The organism is Duganella callida, from assembly GCF_004614165.1.
Taxonomy (GTDB): Bacteria; Pseudomonadota; Gammaproteobacteria; order Burkholderiales; family Burkholderiaceae_D; genus Rugamonas; species Rugamonas callida.
Window position 1 is genome coordinate 1 of record NZ_SPVG01000281.1, and the last position, 23,247, is coordinate 23,247.

General features: G+C 60.4%; 33 protein-coding genes. 1 reads left to right on the forward strand and 32 read right to left on the reverse strand.

All coding sequences use genetic code 11. The features are described from left to right. Positions 1-114 precede the first annotated feature (114 nt). The 30 genes from rplQ to E4L98_RS29850 form a co-directional block, all read right to left on the reverse strand. Positions 115-510 (reverse strand): 50S ribosomal protein L17, encoded by a 396-nt coding sequence (gene rplQ, locus E4L98_RS29705; protein ID WP_072786830.1) that lies wholly within the window; start codon positions 508-510, stop codon positions 115-117. 112 nt (positions 511-622) lie between these two features. Further along, complete coding sequence (locus tag E4L98_RS29710; protein ID WP_135205150.1) at positions 623-1,600, reverse strand: DNA-directed RNA polymerase subunit alpha; 978 nt, start codon at positions 1,598-1,600, stop codon at positions 623-625. A 111-nt stretch (positions 1,601-1,711) separates the two neighbouring features. Continuing rightward, positions 1,712-2,335 carry a 30S ribosomal protein S4 gene (gene rpsD / locus E4L98_RS29715; protein WP_135205151.1) on the reverse strand — a complete coding sequence of 208 codons (624 nt, stop codon included), beginning with the start codon at positions 2,333-2,335 and terminating at the stop codon, positions 1,712-1,714. 191 nt (positions 2,336-2,526) lie between these two features. After that, on the reverse strand, positions 2,527-2,931 hold the full coding sequence (rpsK, locus tag E4L98_RS29720; protein ID WP_072786827.1) for a 30S ribosomal protein S11: 405 nt from the start codon (positions 2,929-2,931) through the stop codon (positions 2,527-2,529). A 14-nt stretch (positions 2,932-2,945) separates the two neighbouring features. Next, complete coding sequence (rpsM, locus tag E4L98_RS29725; RefSeq protein ID WP_135205152.1) at positions 2,946-3,311, reverse strand: 30S ribosomal protein S13; 366 nt, start codon at positions 3,309-3,311, stop codon at positions 2,946-2,948. Positions 3,312-3,338: 27 nt separating this feature from the next. Beyond that, positions 3,339-3,452 (reverse strand): 50S ribosomal protein L36, encoded by a 114-nt coding sequence (gene rpmJ / locus E4L98_RS29730; RefSeq protein ID WP_005663407.1) that lies wholly within the window; start codon positions 3,450-3,452, stop codon positions 3,339-3,341. 37 nt (positions 3,453-3,489) lie between these two features. Continuing rightward, entirely contained in the window at positions 3,490-3,708 is a 219-nt protein-coding gene (infA, locus tag E4L98_RS29735; protein WP_005663428.1) for a translation initiation factor IF-1, read from the reverse strand. A gap of 18 nt (positions 3,709-3,726) precedes the next feature. Then, positions 3,727-5,061: a preprotein translocase subunit SecY gene (gene secY / locus E4L98_RS29740; protein WP_135205153.1), complete on the reverse strand. Its 1,335-nt coding sequence runs from the start codon at positions 5,059-5,061 to the stop codon at positions 3,727-3,729. 30 nt (positions 5,062-5,091) lie between these two features. Next, a complete protein-coding gene (gene rplO / locus E4L98_RS29745) occupies positions 5,092-5,523 on the reverse strand; it encodes a 50S ribosomal protein L15 (RefSeq protein WP_135205154.1) in 432 nt (143 codons plus the stop codon). A 25-nt stretch (positions 5,524-5,548) separates the two neighbouring features. Continuing rightward, on the reverse strand, positions 5,549-5,731 hold the full coding sequence (gene rpmD, locus E4L98_RS29750; RefSeq protein ID WP_090192459.1) for a 50S ribosomal protein L30: 183 nt from the start codon (positions 5,729-5,731) through the stop codon (positions 5,549-5,551). 10 nt (positions 5,732-5,741) lie between these two features. After that, complete coding sequence (gene rpsE / locus E4L98_RS29755) at positions 5,742-6,260, reverse strand: 30S ribosomal protein S5 (protein WP_135205155.1); 519 nt, start codon at positions 6,258-6,260, stop codon at positions 5,742-5,744. 9 nt (positions 6,261-6,269) lie between these two features. After that, a complete protein-coding gene (gene rplR / locus E4L98_RS29760; RefSeq protein ID WP_107144084.1) occupies positions 6,270-6,632 on the reverse strand; it encodes a 50S ribosomal protein L18 in 363 nt (120 codons plus the stop codon). A gap of 13 nt (positions 6,633-6,645) precedes the next feature. Further along, positions 6,646-7,179 (reverse strand): 50S ribosomal protein L6, encoded by a 534-nt coding sequence (gene rplF / locus E4L98_RS29765; protein ID WP_135205156.1) that lies wholly within the window; start codon positions 7,177-7,179, stop codon positions 6,646-6,648. A gap of 9 nt (positions 7,180-7,188) precedes the next feature. Continuing rightward, a complete protein-coding gene (gene rpsH, locus E4L98_RS29770) occupies positions 7,189-7,584 on the reverse strand; it encodes a 30S ribosomal protein S8 (protein WP_135205157.1) in 396 nt (131 codons plus the stop codon). 14 nt (positions 7,585-7,598) lie between these two features. Next, positions 7,599-7,904, reverse strand: a complete 306-nt coding sequence (rpsN, locus tag E4L98_RS29775; protein WP_055937643.1) for a 30S ribosomal protein S14 — start codon at positions 7,902-7,904, stop codon at positions 7,599-7,601. Between the two features lie 6 nt (positions 7,905-7,910). Further along, the gene (rplE, locus tag E4L98_RS29780) at positions 7,911-8,450 is read right to left on the reverse strand and encodes a 50S ribosomal protein L5 (protein WP_135205158.1); all 540 of its coding nucleotides are present in this window, start codon (positions 8,448-8,450) and stop codon (positions 7,911-7,913) included. A 6-nt stretch (positions 8,451-8,456) separates the two neighbouring features. After that, on the reverse strand, positions 8,457-8,771 hold the full coding sequence (rplX, locus tag E4L98_RS29785) for a 50S ribosomal protein L24 (RefSeq protein WP_092280168.1): 315 nt from the start codon (positions 8,769-8,771) through the stop codon (positions 8,457-8,459). 10 nt (positions 8,772-8,781) lie between these two features. Next, positions 8,782-9,150 (reverse strand): 50S ribosomal protein L14, encoded by a 369-nt coding sequence (gene rplN / locus E4L98_RS29790; protein ID WP_135205159.1) that lies wholly within the window; start codon positions 9,148-9,150, stop codon positions 8,782-8,784. Positions 9,151-9,424: 274 nt separating this feature from the next. Beyond that, a complete protein-coding gene (gene rpsQ, locus E4L98_RS29795) occupies positions 9,425-9,691 on the reverse strand; it encodes a 30S ribosomal protein S17 (protein ID WP_135205160.1) in 267 nt (88 codons plus the stop codon). Next, positions 9,688-9,879, reverse strand: a complete 192-nt coding sequence (gene rpmC, locus E4L98_RS29800; RefSeq protein WP_107144092.1) for a 50S ribosomal protein L29 — start codon at positions 9,877-9,879, stop codon at positions 9,688-9,690. The genes rpsQ and rpmC overlap by 4 nt, the downstream gene beginning before the upstream one ends. Positions 9,880-9,891: 12 nt before the next feature. Next, complete coding sequence (gene rplP / locus E4L98_RS29805; protein ID WP_135205161.1) at positions 9,892-10,311, reverse strand: 50S ribosomal protein L16; 420 nt, start codon at positions 10,309-10,311, stop codon at positions 9,892-9,894. A 2-nt stretch (positions 10,312-10,313) separates the two neighbouring features. Continuing rightward, a complete protein-coding gene (gene rpsC, locus E4L98_RS29810) occupies positions 10,314-11,090 on the reverse strand; it encodes a 30S ribosomal protein S3 (protein ID WP_135205162.1) in 777 nt (258 codons plus the stop codon). Between the two features lie 9 nt (positions 11,091-11,099). Further along, positions 11,100-11,432, reverse strand: a complete 333-nt coding sequence (gene rplV / locus E4L98_RS29815; protein WP_174864456.1) for a 50S ribosomal protein L22 — start codon at positions 11,430-11,432, stop codon at positions 11,100-11,102. Next, positions 11,429-11,704 (reverse strand): 30S ribosomal protein S19, encoded by a 276-nt coding sequence (gene rpsS / locus E4L98_RS29820; RefSeq protein WP_093556914.1) that lies wholly within the window; start codon positions 11,702-11,704, stop codon positions 11,429-11,431. The genes rplV and rpsS overlap by 4 nt, the downstream gene beginning before the upstream one ends. 9 nt (positions 11,705-11,713) lie before the next feature. Continuing rightward, positions 11,714-12,544, reverse strand: a complete 831-nt coding sequence (rplB, locus tag E4L98_RS29825) for a 50S ribosomal protein L2 (RefSeq protein ID WP_135205163.1) — start codon at positions 12,542-12,544, stop codon at positions 11,714-11,716. Then, positions 12,544-12,858: a 50S ribosomal protein L23 gene (gene rplW, locus E4L98_RS29830; protein ID WP_135205164.1), complete on the reverse strand. Its 315-nt coding sequence runs from the start codon at positions 12,856-12,858 to the stop codon at positions 12,544-12,546. The genes rplB and rplW overlap by 1 nt, the downstream gene beginning before the upstream one ends. After that, a complete protein-coding gene (gene rplD, locus E4L98_RS29835) occupies positions 12,855-13,475 on the reverse strand; it encodes a 50S ribosomal protein L4 (protein ID WP_135205165.1) in 621 nt (206 codons plus the stop codon). The genes rplW and rplD overlap by 4 nt, the downstream gene beginning before the upstream one ends. Before the next feature lie 3 nt (positions 13,476-13,478). Beyond that, entirely contained in the window at positions 13,479-14,135 is a 657-nt protein-coding gene (gene rplC / locus E4L98_RS29840) for a 50S ribosomal protein L3 (RefSeq protein WP_135205166.1), read from the reverse strand. Positions 14,136-14,462: 327 nt separating this feature from the next. Beyond that, positions 14,463-17,294, reverse strand: coding sequence for a TonB-dependent receptor domain-containing protein (locus E4L98_RS29845; RefSeq protein ID WP_135205167.1), 2,832 nt, complete (start codon positions 17,292-17,294; stop codon positions 14,463-14,465). Between the two features lie 269 nt (positions 17,295-17,563). Beyond that, the gene (locus tag E4L98_RS29850; protein WP_167761494.1) at positions 17,564-20,542 is read right to left on the reverse strand and encodes a TonB-dependent receptor; all 2,979 of its coding nucleotides are present in this window, start codon (positions 20,540-20,542) and stop codon (positions 17,564-17,566) included. A 355-nt stretch (positions 20,543-20,897) separates the two neighbouring features. Here E4L98_RS29850 and E4L98_RS29855 point away from each other — a divergent pair, with 355 nt between their 5' ends. Further along, positions 20,898-22,118, forward strand: a complete 1,221-nt coding sequence (locus E4L98_RS29855) for an ROK family transcriptional regulator (protein ID WP_135205169.1) — start codon at positions 20,898-20,900, stop codon at positions 22,116-22,118. 66 nt (positions 22,119-22,184) lie between these two features. Here E4L98_RS29855 and rpsJ read toward each other — a convergent pair whose 3' ends face one another. Further along, entirely contained in the window at positions 22,185-22,499 is a 315-nt protein-coding gene (gene rpsJ / locus E4L98_RS29860) for a 30S ribosomal protein S10 (protein ID WP_135205170.1), read from the reverse strand. 128 nt (positions 22,500-22,627) lie between these two features. Continuing rightward, the coding region (locus E4L98_RS29865) for an EF-Tu C-terminal domain-related protein (protein WP_135205171.1) at positions 22,628-23,247 on the reverse strand (620 nt) is incomplete at its 5' end.

Sequence of the window (23,247 nt, forward strand, 5' to 3'; positions counted from 1 at the left end):
TTATCGCGACTCTGATTTCTTCTTCCTGAAGATCAAAGCCGCTTTTCCCGGTAATTCGCGATGAACCAAAAAAAAGCCAGGCGAAGCCTGGCTTTTTAGTGATGCTTGAACCGATTACTCAGCGGTTGGTGCGTCTTCTACAGCGGTGACTTCTGGACGGTCCAGCAGTTCAACGTAAGCCATAGGAGCATTGTCGCCAACGCGGAAACCCATTTTCAGGATACGCAGGTAGCCACCGTTGCGGGCAGCGTAGCGTGGGCCCAGTTCCGAGAACAGCTTGCCGACGATTTCGCGGTCGCGCAGACGGGCGAAAGCCAGACGCTTGTTGGCCAGGGTGTCGGTCTTGCCCAGGGTCAGGATAGGCTCGACAACGCGGCGCAGTTCTTTTGCCTTCGGCAGGGTGGTCTTGATGGCTTCGTGACGCAGCAGCGATACGGTCATGTTGCGCAGCATTGCCAGACGGTGGGACGAGGTACGGTTCAGTTTACGGAGGCCGTGACGGTGACGCATGGTACTTCCTTTCGATGTTTAAATCCGAGTTCTTCGATCGCTCATGGGAGCGCGGACCGGTTCAAGTGATAAACGCCCGACGCGACATGCACCGGGCGGTACTACAAAAAAATTACTTCTCCAGACCTGCAGGCGGCCAGTTTTCCAGCTTCATGCCCAGGGTCAGGCCGCGGGAAGCCAGCACTTCCTTGATTTCGTTCAGCGACTTGCGGCCCAGGTTCGGGGTCTTCAGCAGCTCGTTTTCGGTGCGCTGGATCAGATCGCCGATGTAGTAGATGTTTTCTGCTTTCAGGCAGTTGGCCGAACGGACGGTCAGTTCCAGGTCGTCCACCGGACGCAGCAGGATCGGATCGACCAGCGGTGCGCGCGACGGTGCTTCGGCGGCGGCTTCGGTGCCTTCCAGCGCGGCGAACACGTTCAGCTGGTCCACCAGCACGCGGGCCGACTGGCGGATCGCTTCTTCCGGCGAGATCACGCCGTTGGTTTCGATGTTGATGATCAGCTTGTCCAGGTCGGTACGCTGTTCCACACGGGCCGATTCCACCGCGTACGAGACGCGGCGCACTGGCGAGAACGACGCGTCCAGGATGATGCGGCCGATGGTCTTGTTGGTGTCTTCCGACAGACGACGCACGTTACCTGGCACATAGCCGCGGCCTTTTTCGACCTTGATCTGCATGTCCAGTTTGCCGCCGGCGGTCAGGTGGGCGATCACGTGGTCCGGGTTGATCAGTTCCACGTCGTGTGGCAGATCGATGTCCGAGGCCAGCACGGCGCCTTCGCCTTCTTTCTTCAGGGTCAGGGTGACGGAATCACGGTTGTGCACCTTGAACACCACGCCCTTCAGGTTCAGCAGCAGGTCGACCACGTCTTCCTGCACGCCGTCCAGCGACGAGTATTCATGCACGACGCCAGCGATGGTCACTTCGGTCGGGGCGTAGCCGATCATCGACGACAGCAGCACACGGCGCAGGGCGTTGCCCAGGGTGTGGCCGTAACCGCGCTCGAATGGCTCCATCACGACTTTGGCATGACCGGCGCCCAGCGCTTCTACATCGATAATACGTGGCTTCAACAAACTGTTTTGCATGTAAATGTCCTTTTCAATACCCTCGGCGCGTTAAGCCGATAAGGCTGATGGCATTAGTGAAAACGCCCACTCGAATGAGCGGGCGGGTTTTGGTGCTGCTTCGACTACAGATTAACGCGAGTACAGTTCGACGATCAGCGATTCGTTGACGTCGTTGGCGATCTCGTTACGCTCTGGCAGCGACTTGAAGGTGCCTTCCATCTTCTTGGCATCGACCGACACCCAGGCTGGCATGCCGACTTGTTCGGCCAGCGACAGCGCTTCGATGATACGGGTCTGCTTCTTGGCCTTTTCGCGCACGGCGATCACGTCGCCCACTTTCACGGCGTACGAAGCGATGTTCACCACGTTGCCGTTGACGGTGAAGGCTTTGTGCGACACCAGCTGACGTGCTTCAGCGCGGGTCGAACCGAAGCCCATGCGGTAGGCGACGTTGTCCAGACGGGCTTCCAGCAGCTTCAGCAGGGTTTCGCCGGTGTTGCCCTTGCGGCGGTCGGCTTCGGCGAAGTAGCGACGGAACTGACGCTCCAGCACGCCGTACATACGCTTGACCTTCTGCTTTTCGCGCAGCTGGTTGCCGTAGTCCGAGGTACGGGCGCCCGACTTGACGCCGTGCTGACCTGGCTTGACGTCCAGTTTGCATTTGCTGTCCAGCGAGCGGCGCGCGCTCTTCAGGAACAGGTCGGTGCCTTCACGGCGGGAGAGTTTTGCTTTTGGTCCGATATAACGTGCCACGGTACTTTCCTTTTTTAAAATGATGACGCCCCAACCGCACACGCGGTTAGGCGCTAGTCTGGTCTGCGGTGAGCCAGACGTGGCGAAGTCTGCTGTAAAAGCAGACGACAATAGCCGGGCAGTATAGCCGTTTGCGGCTGCCTGCACCAGCTGATTTGTGTAACAGCGTAACCGGCGAACCGGTCAGGCCATCAGATACGGCGACGCTTAGGAGGACGGCAGCCGTTGTGCGGTACTGGGGTCACGTCCTGGATCTCGGTGATCTTGATGCCCAGGTTGTTCAGTGCGCGCACCGCCGATTCACGGCCTGGGCCTGGGCCCTTGATGCGCACTTCCAGGTTCTTCACGCCGCATTCGATCGCGACTTTACCAGCGGCTTCGGCAGCAACCTGCGCTGCGAACGGGGTCGATTTACGCGAACCCTTGAAGCCTGCACCACCGGAGGTTGCCCACGACAGCGCATTGCCCTGACGGTCGGTGATGGTGATGATGGTGTTGTTGAAGGAAGCGTGCACGTGAGCGATACCCTCGGCCACGTTTTTCTTGACCTTCTTGCGTACGCGCGCTGCTGCTGCGCTGCTTTGTTGCTTAGCCATGTGATTTCCCTAGATTATTTCTTGAGCGATTGAGCGGCTTTGCGCGGGCCCTTGCGGGTACGGGCATTGGTGCGGGTGCGCTGGCCGCGGACCGGCAGGCCCTTACGGTGACGCAGGCCGCGGTAGCAACCCAGATCCATCAAACGCTTGATGTTCATGGACAGTTCGCGGCGCAGGTCGCCTTCGACGATGAATTTTGCTACTTCATCGCGCAGCTTTTCCAGTTCGCTGTCGTCCAGGTCTTTGACCTTTTTATCGGTCGGGATGCCGGTCTGCGCGCAGATGAACTTCGCGCGTGGACGGCCTACACCGTAGATGGCGGTCAGGCCGATAACGGTGTGCTGATGATTTGGGATATTAACCCCTGCAATACGTGCCATTCGTTATTCCTCGATAAATAACGGTTATTAACCTTGACGCTGCTTGTGACGTGGTTCGACGCAGATTACGCGAACAACGCCCTTGCGCTTGATGATCTTGCAGTTGCGGCAGATCCGCTTGACTGAGGCGTTAACTTTCATTCTGAACTCTCTTCTTAAAAGGTTCGATTATCTAAAATTACTTGGTCCGGAACACGATGCGGGCACGGGACAGGTCGTAAGGTGTCAGCTCGACCGTCACCTTATCGCCAGGCAGGATGCGGATATAGTTCATCCGCATTTTACCCGAAATATGCCCGAGCACCACGTGCCCGTTTTCCAGCTTTACTCGAAATGTTGCATTGGGGAGATTTTCAAGGATCTCGCCCTGCATCTGTATGACGTCGTCTTTTGCCATTCGGTTTGTCTACCGCGCTTATCGCGTCGGAATTCCGCCCTTGAAGTTAGCTTTGCGCAGCAGCGATTCATATTGCTGCGACATCACGTAATTTTGTACTTGCGCCATGAAGTCCATGGTGACAACCACAATAATCAACAGAGAAGTACCACCAAAATAGAACGGCACTTTCCACTCGGCTTGCATGAATTCCGGCAGCAGGCACACCAGAGTGATGTAGACGGCGCCGGCCAGCGTCAAACGCGTCAGGATCTTGTCGATGTAGCGGGCAGTCTGCTCACCGGGACGGATCCCTGGCACAAAGGCCCCGCTCTTCTTCAAGTTGTCTGCCGTCTCCTTGCTGTTGAACACCAGCGCGGTATAGAAGAAGCAGAAGAACACGATGGCAACGGCGTACAACAGTGCGTGGATGGGCTCACCAGGCCCCATCGATGCAGCCAAATCTTTCAGGAACCGGACCGCCGGGTTGGCCGTGTCGGCGCCCGTGGTAAACCAGCCCACGATCGTGGCCGGGAACAAGATAATCGACGACGCGAAGATCGGTGGGATCACGCCGGCCATGTTCAACTTCAATGGCAGGTGCGAGGTTTGACCACCGTAAATCTTGTTACCCACCTGGCGTTTCGCATAATTGACCAGGATCTTGCGTTGGCCACGTTCCACGAATACCACCAGGAACGTCACCGCCACCACCAGGGCCATGATGATGATCGCCGACAGCGCGCCGATCGAACCGTTGCTCACCGACTGGCCGATGCCACCAAGTGCGCCCGGCAGACCGGCCGCGATACCCGCGAAAATGATGATGGAGATGCCGTTACCGAGACCGCGCTCGGTAATCTGCTCACCCAACCACATCACGAACATGGTGCCGGTCAACAGCGTCACGACCGTCACGAAACGGAAGGCATAGCCTGGATCCAGCACCAGACCTGCCTGCGACTCCAGGGCAACCGCGATGCCCAGCGCCTGGAACGCCGCCAGTACCACCGTGAAATACCGGGTGTACTGGGTAATCTTGCGCCGGCCAGCTTCGCCTTCCTTCTTCAGCGCCTCCATCTGCGGCGACACGATCGACACCAGTTGCATGATGATCGAGGCCGAGATGTACGGCGTGATACCCAGCGCAAACACCGTGAAGCGCGAGAGCGCGCCACCGCTGAACATGTTCAACATGCCCAGGATGCCGCCCTCTTGCGACTTGAACAGCGCGGCCAATTGTACCGGATCGATCCCGGGAACCGGGATGTGAGCGCCGATACGATAAACCACCAATGCGCCAAGCAGGAACCAGAGCCGGCCCCAGGGGAAACCAGCCGCCGCACTTTTTGCCAATTGTGGATTAGTCGCCAATTTTCGCTCCGATCAAGCTGTTAGCGGGGCTCAGGCTACCGAGCCGCCGGCCGCCTCGATGGCGGCTTTCGCGCCAGCGGTCACTTTCAGGCCCTTGAGGTTCACCGCCTTGGTGACTTCGCCGGACAGAATGACGCGCACGTCGCGTGCCAGCACGCTCAGTACGCCAGCTTGCTTCAGCACCAGGATGTCGACATCGCCCACCGGCAGGTTGTTCAGGTCGGACAGACGCACTTCAGCTTTGAAGGTGGCGTTGAGCGACTTGAAACCGCGCTTGGGCAGACGACGTTGCAGAGGCATCTGACCGCCTTCGAAGCCGACTTTGTGGAAGCCGCCCGAACGCGATTTCTGACCCTTGTGGCCGCGGCCCGCGGTTTTACCCAGGCCGGAGCCGATACCGCGGCCGACGCGACGCTTGTAGTGCTTGGCGCCTTCGGCTGGTTGAATGGTATTCAGTTCCATGATTTCTCCGTGAGTAAGCCGGGGCTTACGCAACTACTTTAACGAGATACGACACTTTGTTGATCATGCCGCGTACCGATGGGGTGTCCTGCAGCTCGGCCACCGAGTTGACACGACGCAGGCCCAGGCCGCGCACGGTGGCGCGGTGGTCTTGACGGGTGCCGATCAGGCCCTTCACCAGTTGTACTTTGACGGTTTTCGTAGTCATGTCGTTCACCTTAACCGAGGATCTCTTCGACCGACTTGCCGCGTTTGGCGGCGATGTCGGCAGGAGTGTGCAGTTTGGCCAGGCCGTCCAGCGTGGCGCGGACCAGGTTGTACGGGTTGCTCGAGCCGGTCGACTTGGCGACCACGTCGGTCACGCCCATCACCTCGAAGATCGCGCGCATGGCGCCGCCCGCGATGACGCCGGTACCTGGTTTCGCAGGCGACATCATCACTTTCGAGGCGCCGTGACGACCGATCACGGTGTGGTGCAGGGTGCCGTTCTTCAGCGGTACCTTGATCAGGTTGCGGCGCGCTTCTTCCATCGCCTTCTGCACACCGACCGGTACTTCCTTCGACTTGCCCTTGCCCATGCCGATGCGGCCATCGCCGTCACCTACCACGGTCAGCGCGGCGAAGCCCATGATACGACCACCCTTGACCACTTTGGTCACGCGGTTGATCGCGATCATTTTTTCGCGCATGCCATCATCCGGCTTGTCGCTTGCCATTTTTGCTTGCATTTTTGCCATGATCGTTCCTTAGAACTTCAGACCGGCTTCACGCGCGGCTTCTGCCAGCGCCTTCACACGGCCGTGATAACGGAAACCGGAACGGTCGAAGGCGACTTCGGTGATACCGGCTTTCAGTGCTTTTTCTGCTACGCGCTTGCCGACCAGTGCGGCGGCGGCGGCGTTGCCACCCTTGCCCGACTTGCCAGCCAGTTCAGCACGCACTTCCGCTTCCACGGTCGAGGCCGAAACCAGCACTTTGGCATCCGGGGAGATCAGGTTCGCGTAAATGTGCAGGTTGGTGCGGTGCACCGACAGGCGGTTCACTTTCAGTTGCGCGATCTTGATACGGGTTTGACGTCCGCGGCGCAGACGAGATTCTTTTTTATCCATCGTCAGCCCCTAATTACTTCTTCTTGGTTTCTTTGATCTTAACCACTTCGTCCACATAGCGGACACCCTTGCCTTTGTATGGCTCAGGGGAGCGGTAAGCACGAACTTCAGCAGCCACCTGGCCCACTTTTTGACGGTCGATGCCCTTGATGACGATCTCGGTCGGGGTGGCGGTGGCGCAGGTCACGCCGGCTGGCATGGTGTGCACCACCGGGTGCGAGAAGCCCAGCGACAGGTTCAGCTTGTCGCCCTGGGCCTGGGCTTTGTAGCCCACGCCGACCAGCGACAGCTTCTTCTCGAAGCCCTTGGTCACGCCATTGACCATGTTGTTGACCAGCGCGCGCAGCGTGCCGGACATGGCGTTGGCTTCGCGGCTGTCGTTCGACGGCTCAAAGCTCAGGGTGCCTGCATTGTTTTCTACTTTAACCAGGCCGTTCAGGCTCTGGGTCAGGACGCCCAGCGGGCCCTTGACGGTGATCGCTGCCGCGGAGATGGCGACTTCAGCGCCAGCTGGCACAGCGATAGGCATTTTAGCTACACGGGACATGTTAACTCCTTACGCGACGTAGCAGATGACTTCGCCGCCGACGCCGGTGGCGCGGGCTTTGCGGTCAGTCATGACGCCTTGCGGGGTCGATACGATCGCCACACCCAGGCCGTTCATCACGGTCGGGATCTCATCTTTGCCTTTGTAGACGCGCAGGCCCGGACGGGACACGCGCTCCAGGCGCTCGATGACAGGACGGCCTACGTAGTACTTCAAACCGATCTTCAGTTCCGACTTGCCGCCGGCTTCGGCGACTGCGAAATCTTCAATGTAACCCTCGTCCTTGAGGACGGCAGCGATAGCTACTTTCACTTTCGACGATGGCATGGCCACGGTCGTTTTTTGCACGCCCTGGGCGTTGCGAATGCGGGTCAGCATATCGGCGATAGGATCGCTCATACTCATTGCTTATTCTCCTATTACCAGCTAGCTTTGGTCATACCCGGAATCTCACCACGCATGGCGAATTCACGGAGCTTGATACGGCCCAGACCGAATTTACGGAAGGTGCCGCGCGGACGACCGGTGACCTGGCAGCGGTTGCGCTGGCGGGTCGGCGCCGAGTTACGTGGCAGGGCCTGCAGTTTCAGGCGCGCTTCGTAACGCTCTTCTTCCGACTTGGTCTGGTCATCGATGATGGCCTTCAGAGCGGCGCGCTTGGCGGCGAACTTGGCCACCAGGTCAGCACGTTTCTGTTCACGGTTAATCAGTGCGAGTTTTGCCATGATCTCTTAGTTCCTGAACGGGAATTTGAAGGCGGCGAGCAGAGCTTTCGCTTCGTCGTCGGTCTTGGCGGTGGTGGTGATCGAAATGTTCAAACCACGCAGCGCATCGATCTTGTCGTACTCGATTTCCGGGAAGATGATCTGCTCTTTCACACCGATGTTGTAGTTGCCACGGCCATCGAATGCACGGCCGTTCACACCGCGGAAGTCACGCACGCGCGGCAGGGCCACGGTGATGAAGCGGTCGAGGAACTCGTACATGCGCGCGCCGCGCAGGGTCACCATGGTACCGATCGGGTAGCCTTCGCGGATCTTGAAACCGGCGATCGCCTTGCGGGCCTTGGTGGTCACTGGCTTCTGGCCAGCGATCTTGGTCAGATCGCCAACAGCGTGCTCGAGCACTTTCTTGTCGGCGATGGCCTCACCCACACCCATGTTCAGGGTGATCTTGGTCAGGCGCGGAACTTCCATCACCGACTTGTAACCGAATTTTTCGGTCAGGTCAGCGATGACTTTTTCTTTATAGAACTCTTGGAGACGTGCCATGATGTCTTAAGCCTTCACTACTTCGCCGGACGATTTGAAGACGCGGACTTTTTTGCCGTCCACTTCCTTGAAACCAACGCGGTCTGCCTTGCCAGTCGCCGCGTTGAACAGCGCGACGTTGGACACGTGAATCGGCATGGTCTTATCGACGATACCACCTTGTACGCCAGTCATTGGGTTCGGCTTGGTCGCTTTTTTCGCGACGTTGACGCCTTCAACCACAACGTGTTCCGCGTCCACACGACGGGAAACCACGCCACGCTTGCCCTTGTCTTTGCCGGCCAGAACGATGACTTCGTCGTTTTTACGAATCTTATCCATTACTGACTCCTTACAGGACTTCCGGTGCCAGGGACACGATCTTCATGAACTTTTCAGTGCGCAGCTCGCGCGTCACTGGTCCAAAGATACGGGTACCGATCGGTTCCAGTTTGCTGTTCAGCAGCACGGCGGCATTGCCGTCGAACTTGACCAGGGAACCGTCCTGGCGGCGCACACCCTTGGCGGTGCGCACTACCACGGCGTTATAAATTTCACCTTTTTTGACACGACCACGTGGCTGCGCCACCTTCACGGTGACCTTGATCACGTCGCCAATGCCAGCATAACGGCGCTTGGAACCGCCCAACACCTTGATGCACAGCACTTCCTTGGCACCGGTGTTGTCGGCTACTTCGAGCCGGCTTTCAGTTTGAATCATAATATTCTCTTTCCCAACTTAAGCCGAAGAATCCACACAATGCGGACCTGCGGTCAGTCTTGGTCCCGCCAGAGGCCTCTGCTGAGTCCACTGCTTGGGTGCTTGACCTTCGTACTGCCACTGACCGCGCGGTACAGCGTCTGTGGCCAGACACTTTGCGGCGTTACATGAACGAAGCCCGCAAGTATTACATACCTTTTGCGGGCTTGCAAGAACTAATTGAACAACGCCGCCAAAACCACAGTTTCGGCGGTTTTGACGGCGCAGACTTCAATTAAACGATTTGTGCAGTTTGCACTACACGGGTCACGGTCCATGCCTTCGTTTTGGAGATCGGGCGACCTTCGGTGATTTCCACCGTATCACCGGCTTTCACCTGGTTGGTCTCGTCGTGGGCGTGGTACTTGGCCGAACGGACGATGATCTTGCCATACAGAGGGTGTTTCACGTGACGTTCGATCAGAACGGTAACGGTCTTGTCCATCTTGTCGGACACAACTTTACCGATCAGCGTACGCTTCAGCTTGACTTGCTCGGTCATTTTGCTTCCTTCGTGTTCATTACCGTTTTTACGCGTGCGATATCGCGACGTACCTTCTTGAGCTGCGAAGTGTTGCTCAGCTGTTGCGTAGCGCTTTGCATACGCAGGCCGAACTGGGCTTTCAGCAGATCGTTCAGCTCTTTTTGCAGAGCTGCCTGGTCCTTGCCGCGGAGTTCAGATGCTTTCATGTTTCACTCCTGTTATTGACCAACTTGACGGACCACGAAGGTGGTCGCCAGTGGCAGTTTGGCAGCGGCCAGGCGGAATGCTTCGCGCGCCAGTTCTTCGGCGACGCCGTCCATTTCGTACAGGACTTTGCCCGGACGGATTTCAGCGACGTAGTACTCCGGATTACCTTTACCGTTACCCATACGGACTTCGGCCGGCTTGTTCGAGATCGGCTTGTCGGGGAACACGCGGATCCAGATACGACCGCCACGTTTGATGTGACGGGTCATGGCGCGACGGGCTGCCTCGATCTGGCGCGCGGTGATACGACCACGGGCCACGGCCTTCAGACCGAACTCACCGAACGACACGTTGGTGCCGGTGGTGTGCGAAATGCCGGTGTTACGGCCTTTCTGCTCTTTACGATACTTTCTGCGTGCTGGTTGCAGCATGATTATTCTCCTGCTTTCTCGGCTGGCTTGGCAGCGCGGCGGGCGCCACCAGCACCGGCTGGGCGACGGCCAGCTGGCTTGCCGTCGTCACGACGTGGGCCACGTGGCTTTTTCTCTTCAGCCGGGGTATCGATCACTGGGGCTTCGCCGGTGGCCGAACGGTCACCTTTGTAGACCCAGACCTTGACGCCGATGATGCCGTAGGTGGTCGAGGCTTCCGAGGTGCCGTAGTCGATGTCGGCGCGCAGGGTGTGCAGGGGCACACGGCCTTCGCGATACCATTCGGTACGGGCGATCTCGATGCCGTTCAGACGACCGGACGACATGATCTTGATGCCCTGGGCACCCAGACGCATGGCGTTCTGCATCGCGCGCTTCATGGCGCGACGGAACATGATACGCTTTTCCAGCTGCTGGGCGATCGAATCGGCGATCAGCTGCGAGTCGATTTCCGGCTTGCGGATCTCTTCGATGTTGACGTGCACCGGCACGCCCATGATCTTGCTCAGCGACGACTTCAGCACTTCGATGTCTTCGCCCTTCTTGCCGATCACGACGCCTGGACGCGAGCTGTAGATGGTGAAGCGGGCGTTCTTGGCCGGACGCTCGATCACGATGCGGCCGACGGACGCGTTCTTCAGCTTGCCCTTCAGGAACTCACGTGCCTTCAGGTCTTCGTTCAGCATGGCGGCAAAGTTACCATTGCCGGCGTACCAACGCGAAGCCCAGTTACGGGTTACCGCCAGACGGAAACCGGTTGGATGAATTTTCTGACCCATCTTGGCTCCTTAGTTACCGACGGTCACGTAGATGTGACACGATTGTTTCGAGATACGATCGCCACGACCCTTGGCACGCGCGGTGAAGCGCTTCAGGATCGGGCCCTTTTCGACGTAGATCGTTTTCACGAACAGTTCGTCGATGTCGGCACCATCATTGTGCTCGGCGTTGGCGATGGCCGACTCCAGCACTTTCTTGATGATGGTGGCGCCTTTTTTCGGGCTGAACTGCAGAATGTTCAGCGCAGCGTCCACCTTCTTGCCACGGATCAGGTCAGCAACCAGACGGCCCTTTTGGTCCGACAGGCGCACGCCTTTGAGGATAGCTTTGGTTTCCATTATTTCTTCGCCTTCTTGTCAGCGGCATGGCCCTTGAACGTGCGGGTCAGCGCGAATTCACCGAGCTTGTGACCAACCATGTTCTCGGACACATACACAGGTACGTGTACCTTGCCGTTGTGAACAGCGATCGTCAGGCCGATGAAGTCAGGCATGATGGTCGAGCGACGGGACCAGGTTTTGATTGGCTTTTTGTCTTTGGTCGCTTGCGCGGCTTCGACTTTTTTCACCAGGTGGGCGTCACAGAACGGCCCTTTTTTCAATGAACGAGTCATGATTTATCCTTATTTCTTGCCGCGGCGCGAGACGATCATCGAAGAAGTGCGCTTGTTGCTGCGCGTCTTCTTGCCCTTGGTCTGCTGGCCCCATGGCGACACTGGGTGACGGCCAGCTGCGGTACGGCCTTCACCACCACCGTGCGGGTGGTCGATCGGGTTCATGACCACACCGCGGACGGTAGGACGAACACCGCGCCAACGCATGGCACCAGCTTTACCGATCTTGCGCAGGCTGTGTTCGGCATTGCCGACTTCGCCCACGGTGGCACGGCACTCGATGTGCACGCGACGGACTTCGCCCGAACGCAAACGCACCTGAGCGTAAGTACCCTCACGCGCCATCAGCACCACGCCGGCGCCGGCGGTACGGGCCATCTGGGCACCTTTACCTGGCAGCATTTCGACGCAGTTCATGATGGTGCCGACCGGGATGTTGCGGATCGGCAGGCAGTTGCCGGCCTTGATCGGCGCTTCGGCGCCGTTCATCACGGTGTCGCCCACCGCCATGCCCTTGGTGGCGATGATGTAGGTGCGTGCGCCGTCGGCGTAGCACAGCAGCGCGATGTGGGCGGTGCGGTTCGGATCGTATTCGATACGTTCCACTTTCGCCGGGATGCCATCCTTGCTGTTGCGCTTGAAGTCGATCACGCGGTAGTGATGCTTGTGACCACCGCCGATGTGGCGGGTGGTGATGTGGCCGTTGTTGTTACGGCCAGCAGTCTTCGATTTCTTCTCAACCAGGGCAGCCAGCGGACGACCTTTGAACAGGTCGCTGTTGACCACTTTCACCATGCCGCGACGGCCTGGGGAGGTTGGCTTCATCTTAACGAGTGCCATTATTTAGCCTCCTCGGTGAAATTGATTTCCTGGCCTGGCTTCAGGACCACGAAAGCGCGCTTGGTGTGGTTGCGGCGGCCGATGTGCGCGCCGGCACGCTTCTGCTTGCCTTCGCGGTTGACGGTCTGCACCGATTCCACTTCCACTTTGAACAGCAGTTCAACCGCGGCCTTGATCTCTGGCTTGGTGGCGTCAGGGGTGACGCGGAACACGATCTGCTCGTGCTTTTCCGCGACCATGGTGGCTTTCTCGGAAATGACCGGAGCCAGCAGCACCTTCATCAGGCGCTCTTCGCTAAATTTCAATGCGCTCATGCCAGCATCTCCTCAATCTTCGCCAGCGCGGCCTTGGTCACCAGGATCTTCTTGTAGAAGACCAGCGACATCGGATCGGCGTGACGCGGCTCGACAACCAGCACGTTCGGCAGGTTGCGGGAAGCCAGTTCCAGGTTTTCGTTGGCGGTGTCGGTGATGATCAGGACCGAGTCAAAGCCCATGCCGGTCAGCTTTTGCGACAGCAGCTTGGTCTTCGGGGCTTCGATCGACAGATCTTCGATCACGACCAGACGGTCTTCGCGGGCCAGCTGCGACAGGATCGAGCACACGCCGGCACGGTACATCTTCTTGTTCACTTTGTGGGTGAAGTTCTCGTCAGGCGAGTTCGGGAAGATGCGACCACCGCCGCGCCACAGTGGCGACGACGACATACCAGCACGGGCGCGGCCGGTGCCTTTTTGGCGCCATGGCTTCTTGGTCGTGTGGTGGACTTCTTCACGGTCTTTTTGCTTGCGGTTGCCGCTGCGTGCATTGGCTTGGTAAGCAACGACGATCTGGTGGATCAGCGCTTCGTTGTAGTCACGGCCGAAAACGGTATCGGCGGCAGCAACGTTAGAGGCGGCTTGACCTTGAGCGTTCAAGAGCTTGAGTTCCATCGTTTAAGCTCCCTTCTTTGCTTTAACTTTGACGGCAGGCGAAACCACGACCTGGCCGTTTTTGGCGCCAGGGATCGCGCCCTTGACCAGCAGCAGCTGACGGTCGGCGTCGATACGGGCGATTTCGAGGTTCTGCACGGTGGTGGTGACATCACCCATGTGACCGGTCATGCGCTTGCCAGGGAACACGCGACCTGGATCCTGCGCCATACCGATCGAGCCGGGGACGTTGTGCGAACGGGAGTTACCGTGGGTCTGACGACCCGAAGCAAAGTTGTGACGCTTGATGGTACCGGCGTAGCCTTTACCGATCGAAACACCTTGTACGTCGACTTTTTGACCGACTTCGAACAGCGAAACGGCGACAACTTCGCCCGCTTTCAGTTCGGCGGCTTTAGCGGCGTCAACGCGGAACTCTTTCAGCAGAGTACCAGCTTCAACACCGGCTTTAGCGTGGTGACCAGCAACGGCTTTGGTCACGCGGGAAGCGCGACGTTGACCGAATGCGACCTGAACTGCGGAATAACCATCAGTTTCAGGAGTTTTGATTTGCGCAACACGGTTGTTCGATACGTCAACCACGGTGACCGGGATCGAGTCCCCGTCATCGGTGAAGATACGCATCATGCCAACCTTGCGACCGAGGAGGCCAAGGCTCATTTTTTCTCCAATTCCCACCTACGATTGGGCGGGGATATGTTGAACTACAAAAAATAGTACGGACCAATTAAAAAGACGAATCCATACCGAAGCCGGCTAGTGTACTGTGATTTGCCCCTTGACGCAACAACTTAGTACGAGGTATGTCAGGTTTTTGCGACCTGGCCGGAAAAATCCCCAAAGCACGGCGCCATGCGGCCTGGCGGCGCGTTCACAACGGCCATTTTCTTGTCATGCCATCAAGCCGCGCGCCGCTCTGGATGCAGAAAGGGCCGGCCGGCCGCGTCATGCGGCGGGCCGGCCCCTGGCTCAGCTAACTATCTAAGGTCAGAAGAACTTGTAGTTGGCGCTGAAGCCGACCTTGCGGAATTGCGGCTGGTAGCCGTCACGCCACTGCACCGGCGCTTCCATCTGGAAGATGTTGTCGATGTACAGGCCCAGCTTGACGTTGCGGATGCCGGTATACGCCAGGTTGTAATCGACCGTGGTGTTGCTGCCCACCTTGCCGCAGGTGTCCAGGTACTCGGCGGCCACCTTCTGCGTGGCGCAGTAGGTCGGCGAGGCTTCGTCGTTGTTGCTGTAGCCGCTGCGGTAGTTGAGCGTCACGCCATTGTCGAAGTTGCCGCTCTTCAGGTACAGGCGCAGCTTGGTGTTGAGGCGCGACAGGCCTTGGTAGCCGCTGGTGAAGGTGTTGTTGCCGGCGACGTACATGCCGGCCTGGTTGGGACCGTAGGCATTGTCGGCCACCGAGAACGCCTGGTACTTCCACAGGTAGGCGCCTTCCAGCTTCATGCGCACCTGGCCCAGGCCGGTGTCGAAGCGGCCCGAGGCGTCGAAGTCGAAGCCGGACGCGCGCGTGCGGCCGCTGTTGACGTACGGGTTGTACAGCATGCCCAGCTTGCCCACGCCGCCGAAGTTGGTGGTGTTGCCCGGCACGTATTTGTTGACCAGCGCCAGGAACTCGTTGTCGGTCACGGTGTTGTCGATGCGCACCAGCTGGCCGGCCGGCAGCGCCGCCTCGCCCTTCAGGATGTCGGTGGTCGAACGGGTGCCGATCTCATCCTTGCGCTCGATGTGGAAGTAATCCAGCGCGGCGGTCCAGTTCTTGACCGGCTCGATCACGAAACCGGCGGTGATCGAACGCGAGGTTTCCGGCTTCAGGTCGGGGTTGGACTGGGCGAAGCTCGGCAGCGAACCGGCGCAGTCGTTGCCGCGGTAGGTGTTGGCCAGCGCCTTCTCGGCGGCGGTCGCGCCGGAGTTCTGGATCAGGGTGTTCAGCTGGTTGGCGATCGGGCAACGGCGCGGGTCGACCACCGAGGTGGTGACGGCGCTGCGGCCCAGGCCATTGCCGGACTCGACGATGTTAGGCGCGCGGAAGCCGCCGGCCGCGGTGGCGCGCAGCAGCAGGCCATCGGTGACGTTGTAGCGCAGGCCCAGCTTGGGCGACACGTGCGCCTCGCTGTTACTGGTCTTGTCGGCGCGCAGCGCGGCGCTCAGTTCCACCTGCTTCACCACCGGGATGGTAGCTTCGGTGAACACGGCATAGTGGTCGACGGTGTCTTTCACCTGCAGGCCAAAGATGCCGACCAGCTCGCCGCTGAGCACGTTGTCCGAGCTCTTCATCTCGTACGCTTCGCGGCGGATATCGGTGCCGACCGCGACCGCCAGCGGACCGGCCGGCAGCTGCGCCACCTCGCCCGACACGGTGGCGTCGAAGAAGGTGATCCTGGCGTGGCCGACGGTGGTACGCACCGGGAACATTTTCTCCAGCAGCGCGCTGTCGTTCTTCTGGCCGAACTTGTAGCTGCCGTTGACGATGGCGTCGGTGTAACCCTTGGCGCTGACCGCGCGGGTGGCCTTGGTGGCGTTCGATTCCATGTGGCCGAAGGCCGATTTCCAGTCCCAGCCGGCCACTGCGCCGGTCAGCGCCAGCATGGCGCGGTACTGGTCGGACTCGGTGCGGTTGAAGTTGAAGCCGTCGCCGGTGTCCATGAGGCGCGCGCGGTATTCGACCGGCGTGGCGTACGGATTGTTCGGGTGGCCGACCGGCAGCTTGGGATACGAGAACGGGCCGACCATCTTGCCGCCGTAGACGTCGTACCAGATGTTGGTCGAGGTGGTGGTGCCGCCATTGTTGGTGCTCAGCGGCGCCACGATGTAATCGTTGCTGGCGCTGGCGTAGGTCAGTTCGAAGTTGGCGTCGATCGCCTTGCCGATGCGGAAATGGGTGTTGCTGGCCAGCGCGTAGCGCTTGGCGTCGGTGGTCAGGCCGGTGTACGGCAGCACGTCCAGCTTGCACTGCTTGTCGACCGGATCGACGGCATTGGCCGGGCAGCCGGGCGCGGCCACGATGTTGGTCGAGCTCAGGAAGTAGTTGCCGGTCGGCGCATAGGTGCTCTTGTTGTCCCAGGTCGAGCGGCCCGGGGTCAGGCGGTGCCAGGCCGGCACGTGGTTGCGCAGGTCGTCGGTGGTGAAGCCGTCGCTCTTGTAGGCTTCATAGGTCAGATAGGTGTTGAAGCCGTTGGCGTCGATGTCGCCCCAGCCGATCTTGCCGGAGACGCTGCGGTTGCGCATGTCGCGGAAGCCGTCCGCTTGCTTGTAGTTGCCGTTGATCTCGGCGCCGACATAATCCTTCATCAGGATGATGTTGATCACGCCGGCGATCGCGTCGGAACCGTAGATCGCCGAGGCGCCGTCCTTGAGGATCTCGATGCGGTCGATGGCGGCGGCCGGGATCGCGTCCAGGTTGGTGAAGTTCTGCTGTGCGCCGTCGGACAGACCGTACTGGGCGATGCGGCGACCGTTGACCAGCACCAGGGTGGCGACCTTGCCCAGGCCGCGCATGCCGGCGCCGGACGAACCGGTGGCGAAGCTGCCCGAGGACGAGTTGGCCGAGCTGATGTCGGTGCCGATCGCGGCCGACGAATTCAGGATGCCCAGCGCGGTGGTTTCGCCGGTGCGGGCGATGTCGTCGCGGCCCAGCACCTGGATCGAACCGGCCGCCTCGGCGGCGGTGCGCTTGATGCTGGAACCGGTGATTTCGACGCGCTGGATTTTTTCCGCGGGTTCCGCCGCTTGCTGCGCGGAGGCGGACTGTGCAAATGCGAGGCCGAGCGCCAGCGACAGCGCGCTCTTTGTGAAGAACTGCTCGTGTTTCAAAACTACTCCCTGGTTGATTTTTTATCTGCGCCTTACCGCGCGCAAGGCAGGGAGTGTTACATAACCACACATTGGAAACAAAGCAGAAACATTGCCAAGGTGGCGATTGGGGCCGATTTTCGCCCTCGTCTGTTGTTTTTTTGTTTGCCAACTGGCAAAAGCACGGGCGAAAAAAACAGGCCGCCCCGCAAGGCGCGGCCTGCGCAAGTGTCGGGGCGGCGCGTGCCGCCCCTCCCCCTCTCAGTACTGCAGAGACTGTAAAGCCTGGCTTAGAACTTGTAGCGCGCGCCGATCATGTAACGCGGACCGGCTTGCGTCACATTCAGGGTCGCGGCGTCGCTGCGGCCATGCTGACGCTGGGTGGCGTCGTTGAGGTTGATCGCCTCCAGCTGGAAGCTCAGGTTCTTGTTGAAGTTGTAGCCGACGCTGACGTCGACCTGGCCGTAGGCGTCGGTGTACACCGGCGCCGCGCGGCCGTTGCCGTCCACGGTGGCGGCCAGGAACTCGTCGCGCCAGTTGTAGGCCACGCGCACCGACCAGTCCTTGTTCTCGAAGATGCCGACCACGTTGGCCGAGTTGCTCAGCCCCAGGATGGCGAACTGGTCATTGACGTTGGCGTTGTTGTACTTCAGCGGCGAATGCACATAGGTGTAGTTCGCCTGCACGCCGAAGCCGCTCTGGCCGAACATGTGCTGCACGTTCACCTCGGCGCCGCTGACGGTGGCCGACTTCTGGTTCGAGTAGGTGGTGGTCTGGAAGTTCAGCAGCGGGTCGGTCGGCAGGCCGGTGATGGTGCCGTCCAGATTGCCGTCCGCCTTGACGCCGGTCTTCTTGACGCCAGGCTGGCCGTCGAAGTTGCTGAGGATGTAGTTACGCAGGCAGTTGGTGTCGGCCGCGGTACAGCCGCTGGCGATCGCCGCCTTGTAGTAATTGCCGCCGATCGGCGTATGCAGGTCGTACAAGGTCTGCGACACCAGGGTGGTGCCGGCGTAGTTGTCCAGCTTCTTGTGGAACAGCGCCAGCGATGCCACGCTCTGCTTGTCGTAATACCATTCCAGCGACAAGTCCAGGTTCTTCGACTTGACCGGCTTCAGCGCCGGGTTACCCACCGAGGCGGTGCCGCCGGTGAACACGTTGGCATTGGTGCCCAGGCTCAGGCCGCCCTGCAGCTGGTCGTAGCGCGCGCGGCCGATGGTTTCGCCATAGCTGCCGCGCAGCTTCAGGTCGTTGCGCAGGTCGGCATCGAGATTGATGGCCGGCAACACGTTGGTGTAGGACGCATCGGTGTTGCTGAAGGCCTGGCCGCCAAAGCTCAGCGGCAGTTCATTCTGCGCCACCCACACCACCGCCGTGCCCGGCAGCACCTGGGCCACCGAAGTCACCTTGGTGCGTTCCACGCGCACGCCCAGCGAGGAGTGGAACGGAATCGCCGTATCCCAGTCGGTGTTGAACGACAGGTAGCCGGAGGTGGTTTTTTCCTGCAGGCGACGGTCGCTGTCGGCAGTGGCGAAGTTCGGCAGGTAGGCGGCCTGGTTGCCCACCGCGTCGGCCGTGACCTGGCGCACCTTGGCAAAGTCGAAGGTGTACAGGGCCGGGAACAGATTGGCCGAGTTCGCGCCTTCCAGCTTGTTGAAGAACGAGCCCAGCACGTTGGCCTGGAACAGGTTGGCCGGGTAGTCCGACGGCTTGGTGGCGCCGCCCCAGGTGTTGTTCTGCACGTTCGAGAAGGTCGAGCGGTTGGTGGTGTCGGTGTAACCGAGACCGAAGTTCAGGTTGGACGCCTCCAGCAGGTTCAGGCTGCCTTTCACCTGGGCCTGCTTGACCACCGATTTCTCGTAGCTGTTGTGGAACCAGGAACCGGCGGCCTGGATCGGCGCGGCGGTCAGGTTGGCGGCCGGCATCGACACGATCGGCAGCTCGTGGGTGAAGTCGATCGAGGTGGTGCCGCGGCTGAAGCTGGCGTTGGCCAGATCGTTTTCCGAACCCCACGGGCTGTCGGCGCCCGATTCGGCGGTCGAGTGGTGCGCGTCGAACTCCAGTTTCAGGTCGTTGGTGGCCTTCCACACGGCGTTGAAGCCCAGCGACTTGTTCTTGGTCTTGGTGGCGTAGTCGGCGCCGATCACCGCGATGTCCTGCGGCGTGTTGTACACCTCGGAATAGGTCAGCGGGCTGACCACGTGGCCGCTCGGCCAGGTGCTGGTCGAGGTCGGCGTCTGGGCGAACCACACGCTCAGCTCGTTACGCTTGGTCTGGATCTTGTTTTCCGAATAGGTGTAGTCCAGCGTGGTGGTCAGTTCCTTGACCGGGCGGAACTGCAGGGTCAGCTGGGCGTTGGTACGCTGACGCTGGATCGCGTTGACGCCGTAGCCGAAGTTCTGCGGAATCGAATACAGCGCGTCCTGGGCCGGACGGTTGGTGATGTTCTGCGAGCCCGGCTGGCCCGGTTGCGGCAGGGTCTGGCCATCGATCACGGCCGAACCCAGGTACGGGCCCTGGTAGCCATTGGCCAGGCCGGCGCGGTTGAAGCCGGAGTCGCGCGACTGGTAGCTGGCGCTCAGGGCGACGCCGAAACGGCCGTCGGCGCTGGTGTTGGAATAAATCCCCGACACTTCGGGCGTGACGCTGTCGCCCTTGAGCGAACCCGGCACGTGATCGTTCGAGGTGTCCTTGACCGCCTTGACGCCGACGCTGGAATGCATGCCGGGGTTGTCGAACGGACGGCCGGTGATCACGTTGATGGTGGCGCCGATGCCGCCGGTCGGGCTGTCGGCGCGGCCGGTCTTGTAGACCTGCAGTTGCGAGATCGATTCCGACGCCAGGTTGGAGAAGTCGAACGAACGGCCGGACAGGTCGCTCAGGTCGGTGGTCGGCATCTGGCGGCCGTTCAACAGCACCAGGTTGAAGTCCGGGCCCAGGCCGCGCACGGTGACCTTCTGCCCTTCGCCGTTGCTGCGGTCGATCGACACGCCGGAAATGCGCTGCAGCGATTCGGCCAGGTTGGTGTCAGGGAATTTACCCATGTCTTCGGCAACGATGCCGTCGACGATGCCGTCGGAATTGCGCTTCAGGTTCAGCGTCGACTGCAGACTGGCGCGGATACCGGTCACGATCACCTGTGGCGCGGCGTCGGTGGTGTCAGCCGGCTTGGCCGCGTCCTGCGCATAAGCGGGCGCAAACGTGGCACAGGCGCCCGCAACCGCCAGACTGATCAGGCGGCGCTTGCTCGGCTGTTTTGAAAACGTTTTCATAAATGGTTGCAACTTCATCTCCTTTTTTATGATTTATCCGGCCGGATCGTGGCCGGACGTTGATTCCTACACAAACAACTGCTCGGGTAGTTCTATTCGAAGTGCTGCTGAAAACGGACGGCGGGGTGATGCCCGCCTGGACTACCTGTCCGAAACTTGGCTGATAGACATGGCAAATTGGACAAATTCAGGATAGGAGAAACACTTCCATTCGTCAATTGATCGAACGAATTCCACGAATTACGTAACGGTGTAATGTTGTGCCGGCGCACCAGACTGGGCCAAAACTGCTGTAATCAGTGCAACAAAGTTGGTGGTATCATCGCCGCATGCCCCAAAGTGGAACAAGGAACCCATGATTGTCGCCGGCGACCAGCAGTTACTCAAGCAAATCAACCGCATGGCCCTGGTGCGCCAGCTGTGCAGCGACCCGGGCATGTCGCGCGCGGCGCTGGCCGAAACCGTCGGCCTGACCAAGTCCACCGTCAGCCTGCTGGTGCGCGAACTGCTGGACGAAGGCTGGCTCAGCGAAAGTGCCCAGCGCACCACGGGCGCGCTGGGCCGGCGCGCCACGCCGCTGCAGCTGGATGCCAGCCGGCTGGCCCTGCTGGGCGCCGACCTTGGCATCAGCGCCGCGCGCATCGTCGCCACCAACCTGCTGGGCGAGGTGCTGGCGGAGCGCGTGCTGCCGTATGCCGACGCGGCCGACGCCGCCGCCTGCATCGCCCTGCTGGCGCGCGGCGTGACCGAGCTGACCGGCAGCGCCGCGCTGGCCGGACGCACCATGCTGGGCATCGGCGTCGGCATGCACGGCGTGGTGGACGACGCCAGCGGCACCCTGTACACCGCGCCCCACCTGGGCTGGCGCAACGTCGATGCCGCCGCCCAGCTGCGCGCGCACTTCGACGGCACGGCGCTGGCCGGATTGCCGCTGTTCGTCCAGAACGAAGCGAACGTGGCGGCACTGGCCGAGCTGGAATTCTCCGGCCAGAGCAACGCCGATCCGCTGATTTTCCTGAGCATCGGCTATGGCGTCGGCGCCGGCATCATCGTCAACGGCCGTTTGCTGACCGGCCTGTACGGCTTCGCCGGCGAGGTCGGCCACACCATCCTGCAGCAGAACGGCCCGCGCTGTTCCTGCGGCCGCCACGGCTGCGCCGACGCGCTGATCGGCCTGCAGGCGCTGATGGACGAAGTCTACGGCGGCCACCAGCCATCGACGCCGCAGCAGCTGGAGCGGCTGTTCACGGAAGTGGAGCGCGGCGACGCGGCGGCCTGCGCGGCGGTGGAGGATGCCGGCCGCAATATGGGCGTGCTGCTGAACAACCTGTGGGTGGCGTTCGACCCGATGTGCATCGTCATCGGCGGCGCCGCGCTGCGGCTGGGCGAGCGCCTGATCGCGCCGGCGCAGCGGGTGCTGGACGGCTATGCGCGGGTGACGGGGCTGGCGGCGCCGGCGATCCGCACGCCGCACTTCGGCGACAACGCCATCGCCATCGGCGGCGCCGCCATGGCGCGCCACCACCTGATGCGTCCCTTCGTCAACGCCGCCGCGCGCGACGGCGCCTGGAATTGAAAAAGGGCCGCAGCTTGCGCGTGCGGCCCTTCCCAGCCGGCAGCCGCAGCTGCCAGCTTGAAACGATTACTGCAGTTTGATTTCGACGTCCACGCCAGCTGGCAGGTCCAGCTTCATCAGCGCGTCGACGGTCTTGTCGGTTGGGTCAACGATGTCCATCAGACGCTGGTGGGTACGGATCTCGAACTGGTCGCGCGAGGTCTTGTTCACGTGCGGCGAACGCAGCACGTCGTAACGCTGGATGCGGGTTGGCAGTGGAACCGGACCTTTGACCACGGCGCCGGTGCGCTTGGCGGTGTCAACGATTTCCAGTGCGGACTGGTCGATCAGCTTGTAGTCGAAAGCTTTCAGACGGATACGGATTTTTTGATTCACGGACATGATAATTTCCTAAAAGAGCGAACTGGCAACTTTGTAGCGCCAGCATTTTCTAAAAGAGCGAATTTTTACGGCAAGGGCCGACATGGTAACACAACCATGCCGGCCCGGCTTATCTCAGCGCTTAAAAATTAAGCGATGATTTTAGCAACAACGCCTGCACCCACGGTACGGCCGCCTTCGCGGATGGCGAAACGCAGACCTTCTTCCATCGCGATCGGGCTGATCAGCTTGACGGTGATCGACACGTTGTCGCCTGGCATAACCATTTCTTTATCGGCTGGCAGCTCGATCGAACCGGTCACGTCGGTGGTACGGAAGTAGAACTGTGGACGGTAGTTGTTGAAGAACGGGGTGTGACGGCCACCTTCGTCTTTCGACAGCACATAGATCTCGCCGGTGAAGTGGTTGTGCGGCTTGATCGAGCCTGGCTTCGCCAGAACCTGACCACGCTGGACGTCTTCACGCTTGGTGCCGCGCAGCAGCAGACCAACGTTGTCGCCGGCTTGACCCTGGTCCAGCAGCTTGCGGAACATTTCCACGCCGGTGCAGGTGGTTTTCACGGTGTCAACGATACCGACGATTTCGATCTCTTCGCCGACCTTGATCACGCCACGCTCAACACGGCCGGTCACCACGGTACCGCGGCCCGAGATCGAGAACACGTCTTCCACTGGCATCAGGAAGGTGCCATCAACCGCGCGTTCCGGGGTCGGGATGTAGCTGTCCAGGGCGTCGGCCAGGCGCATGA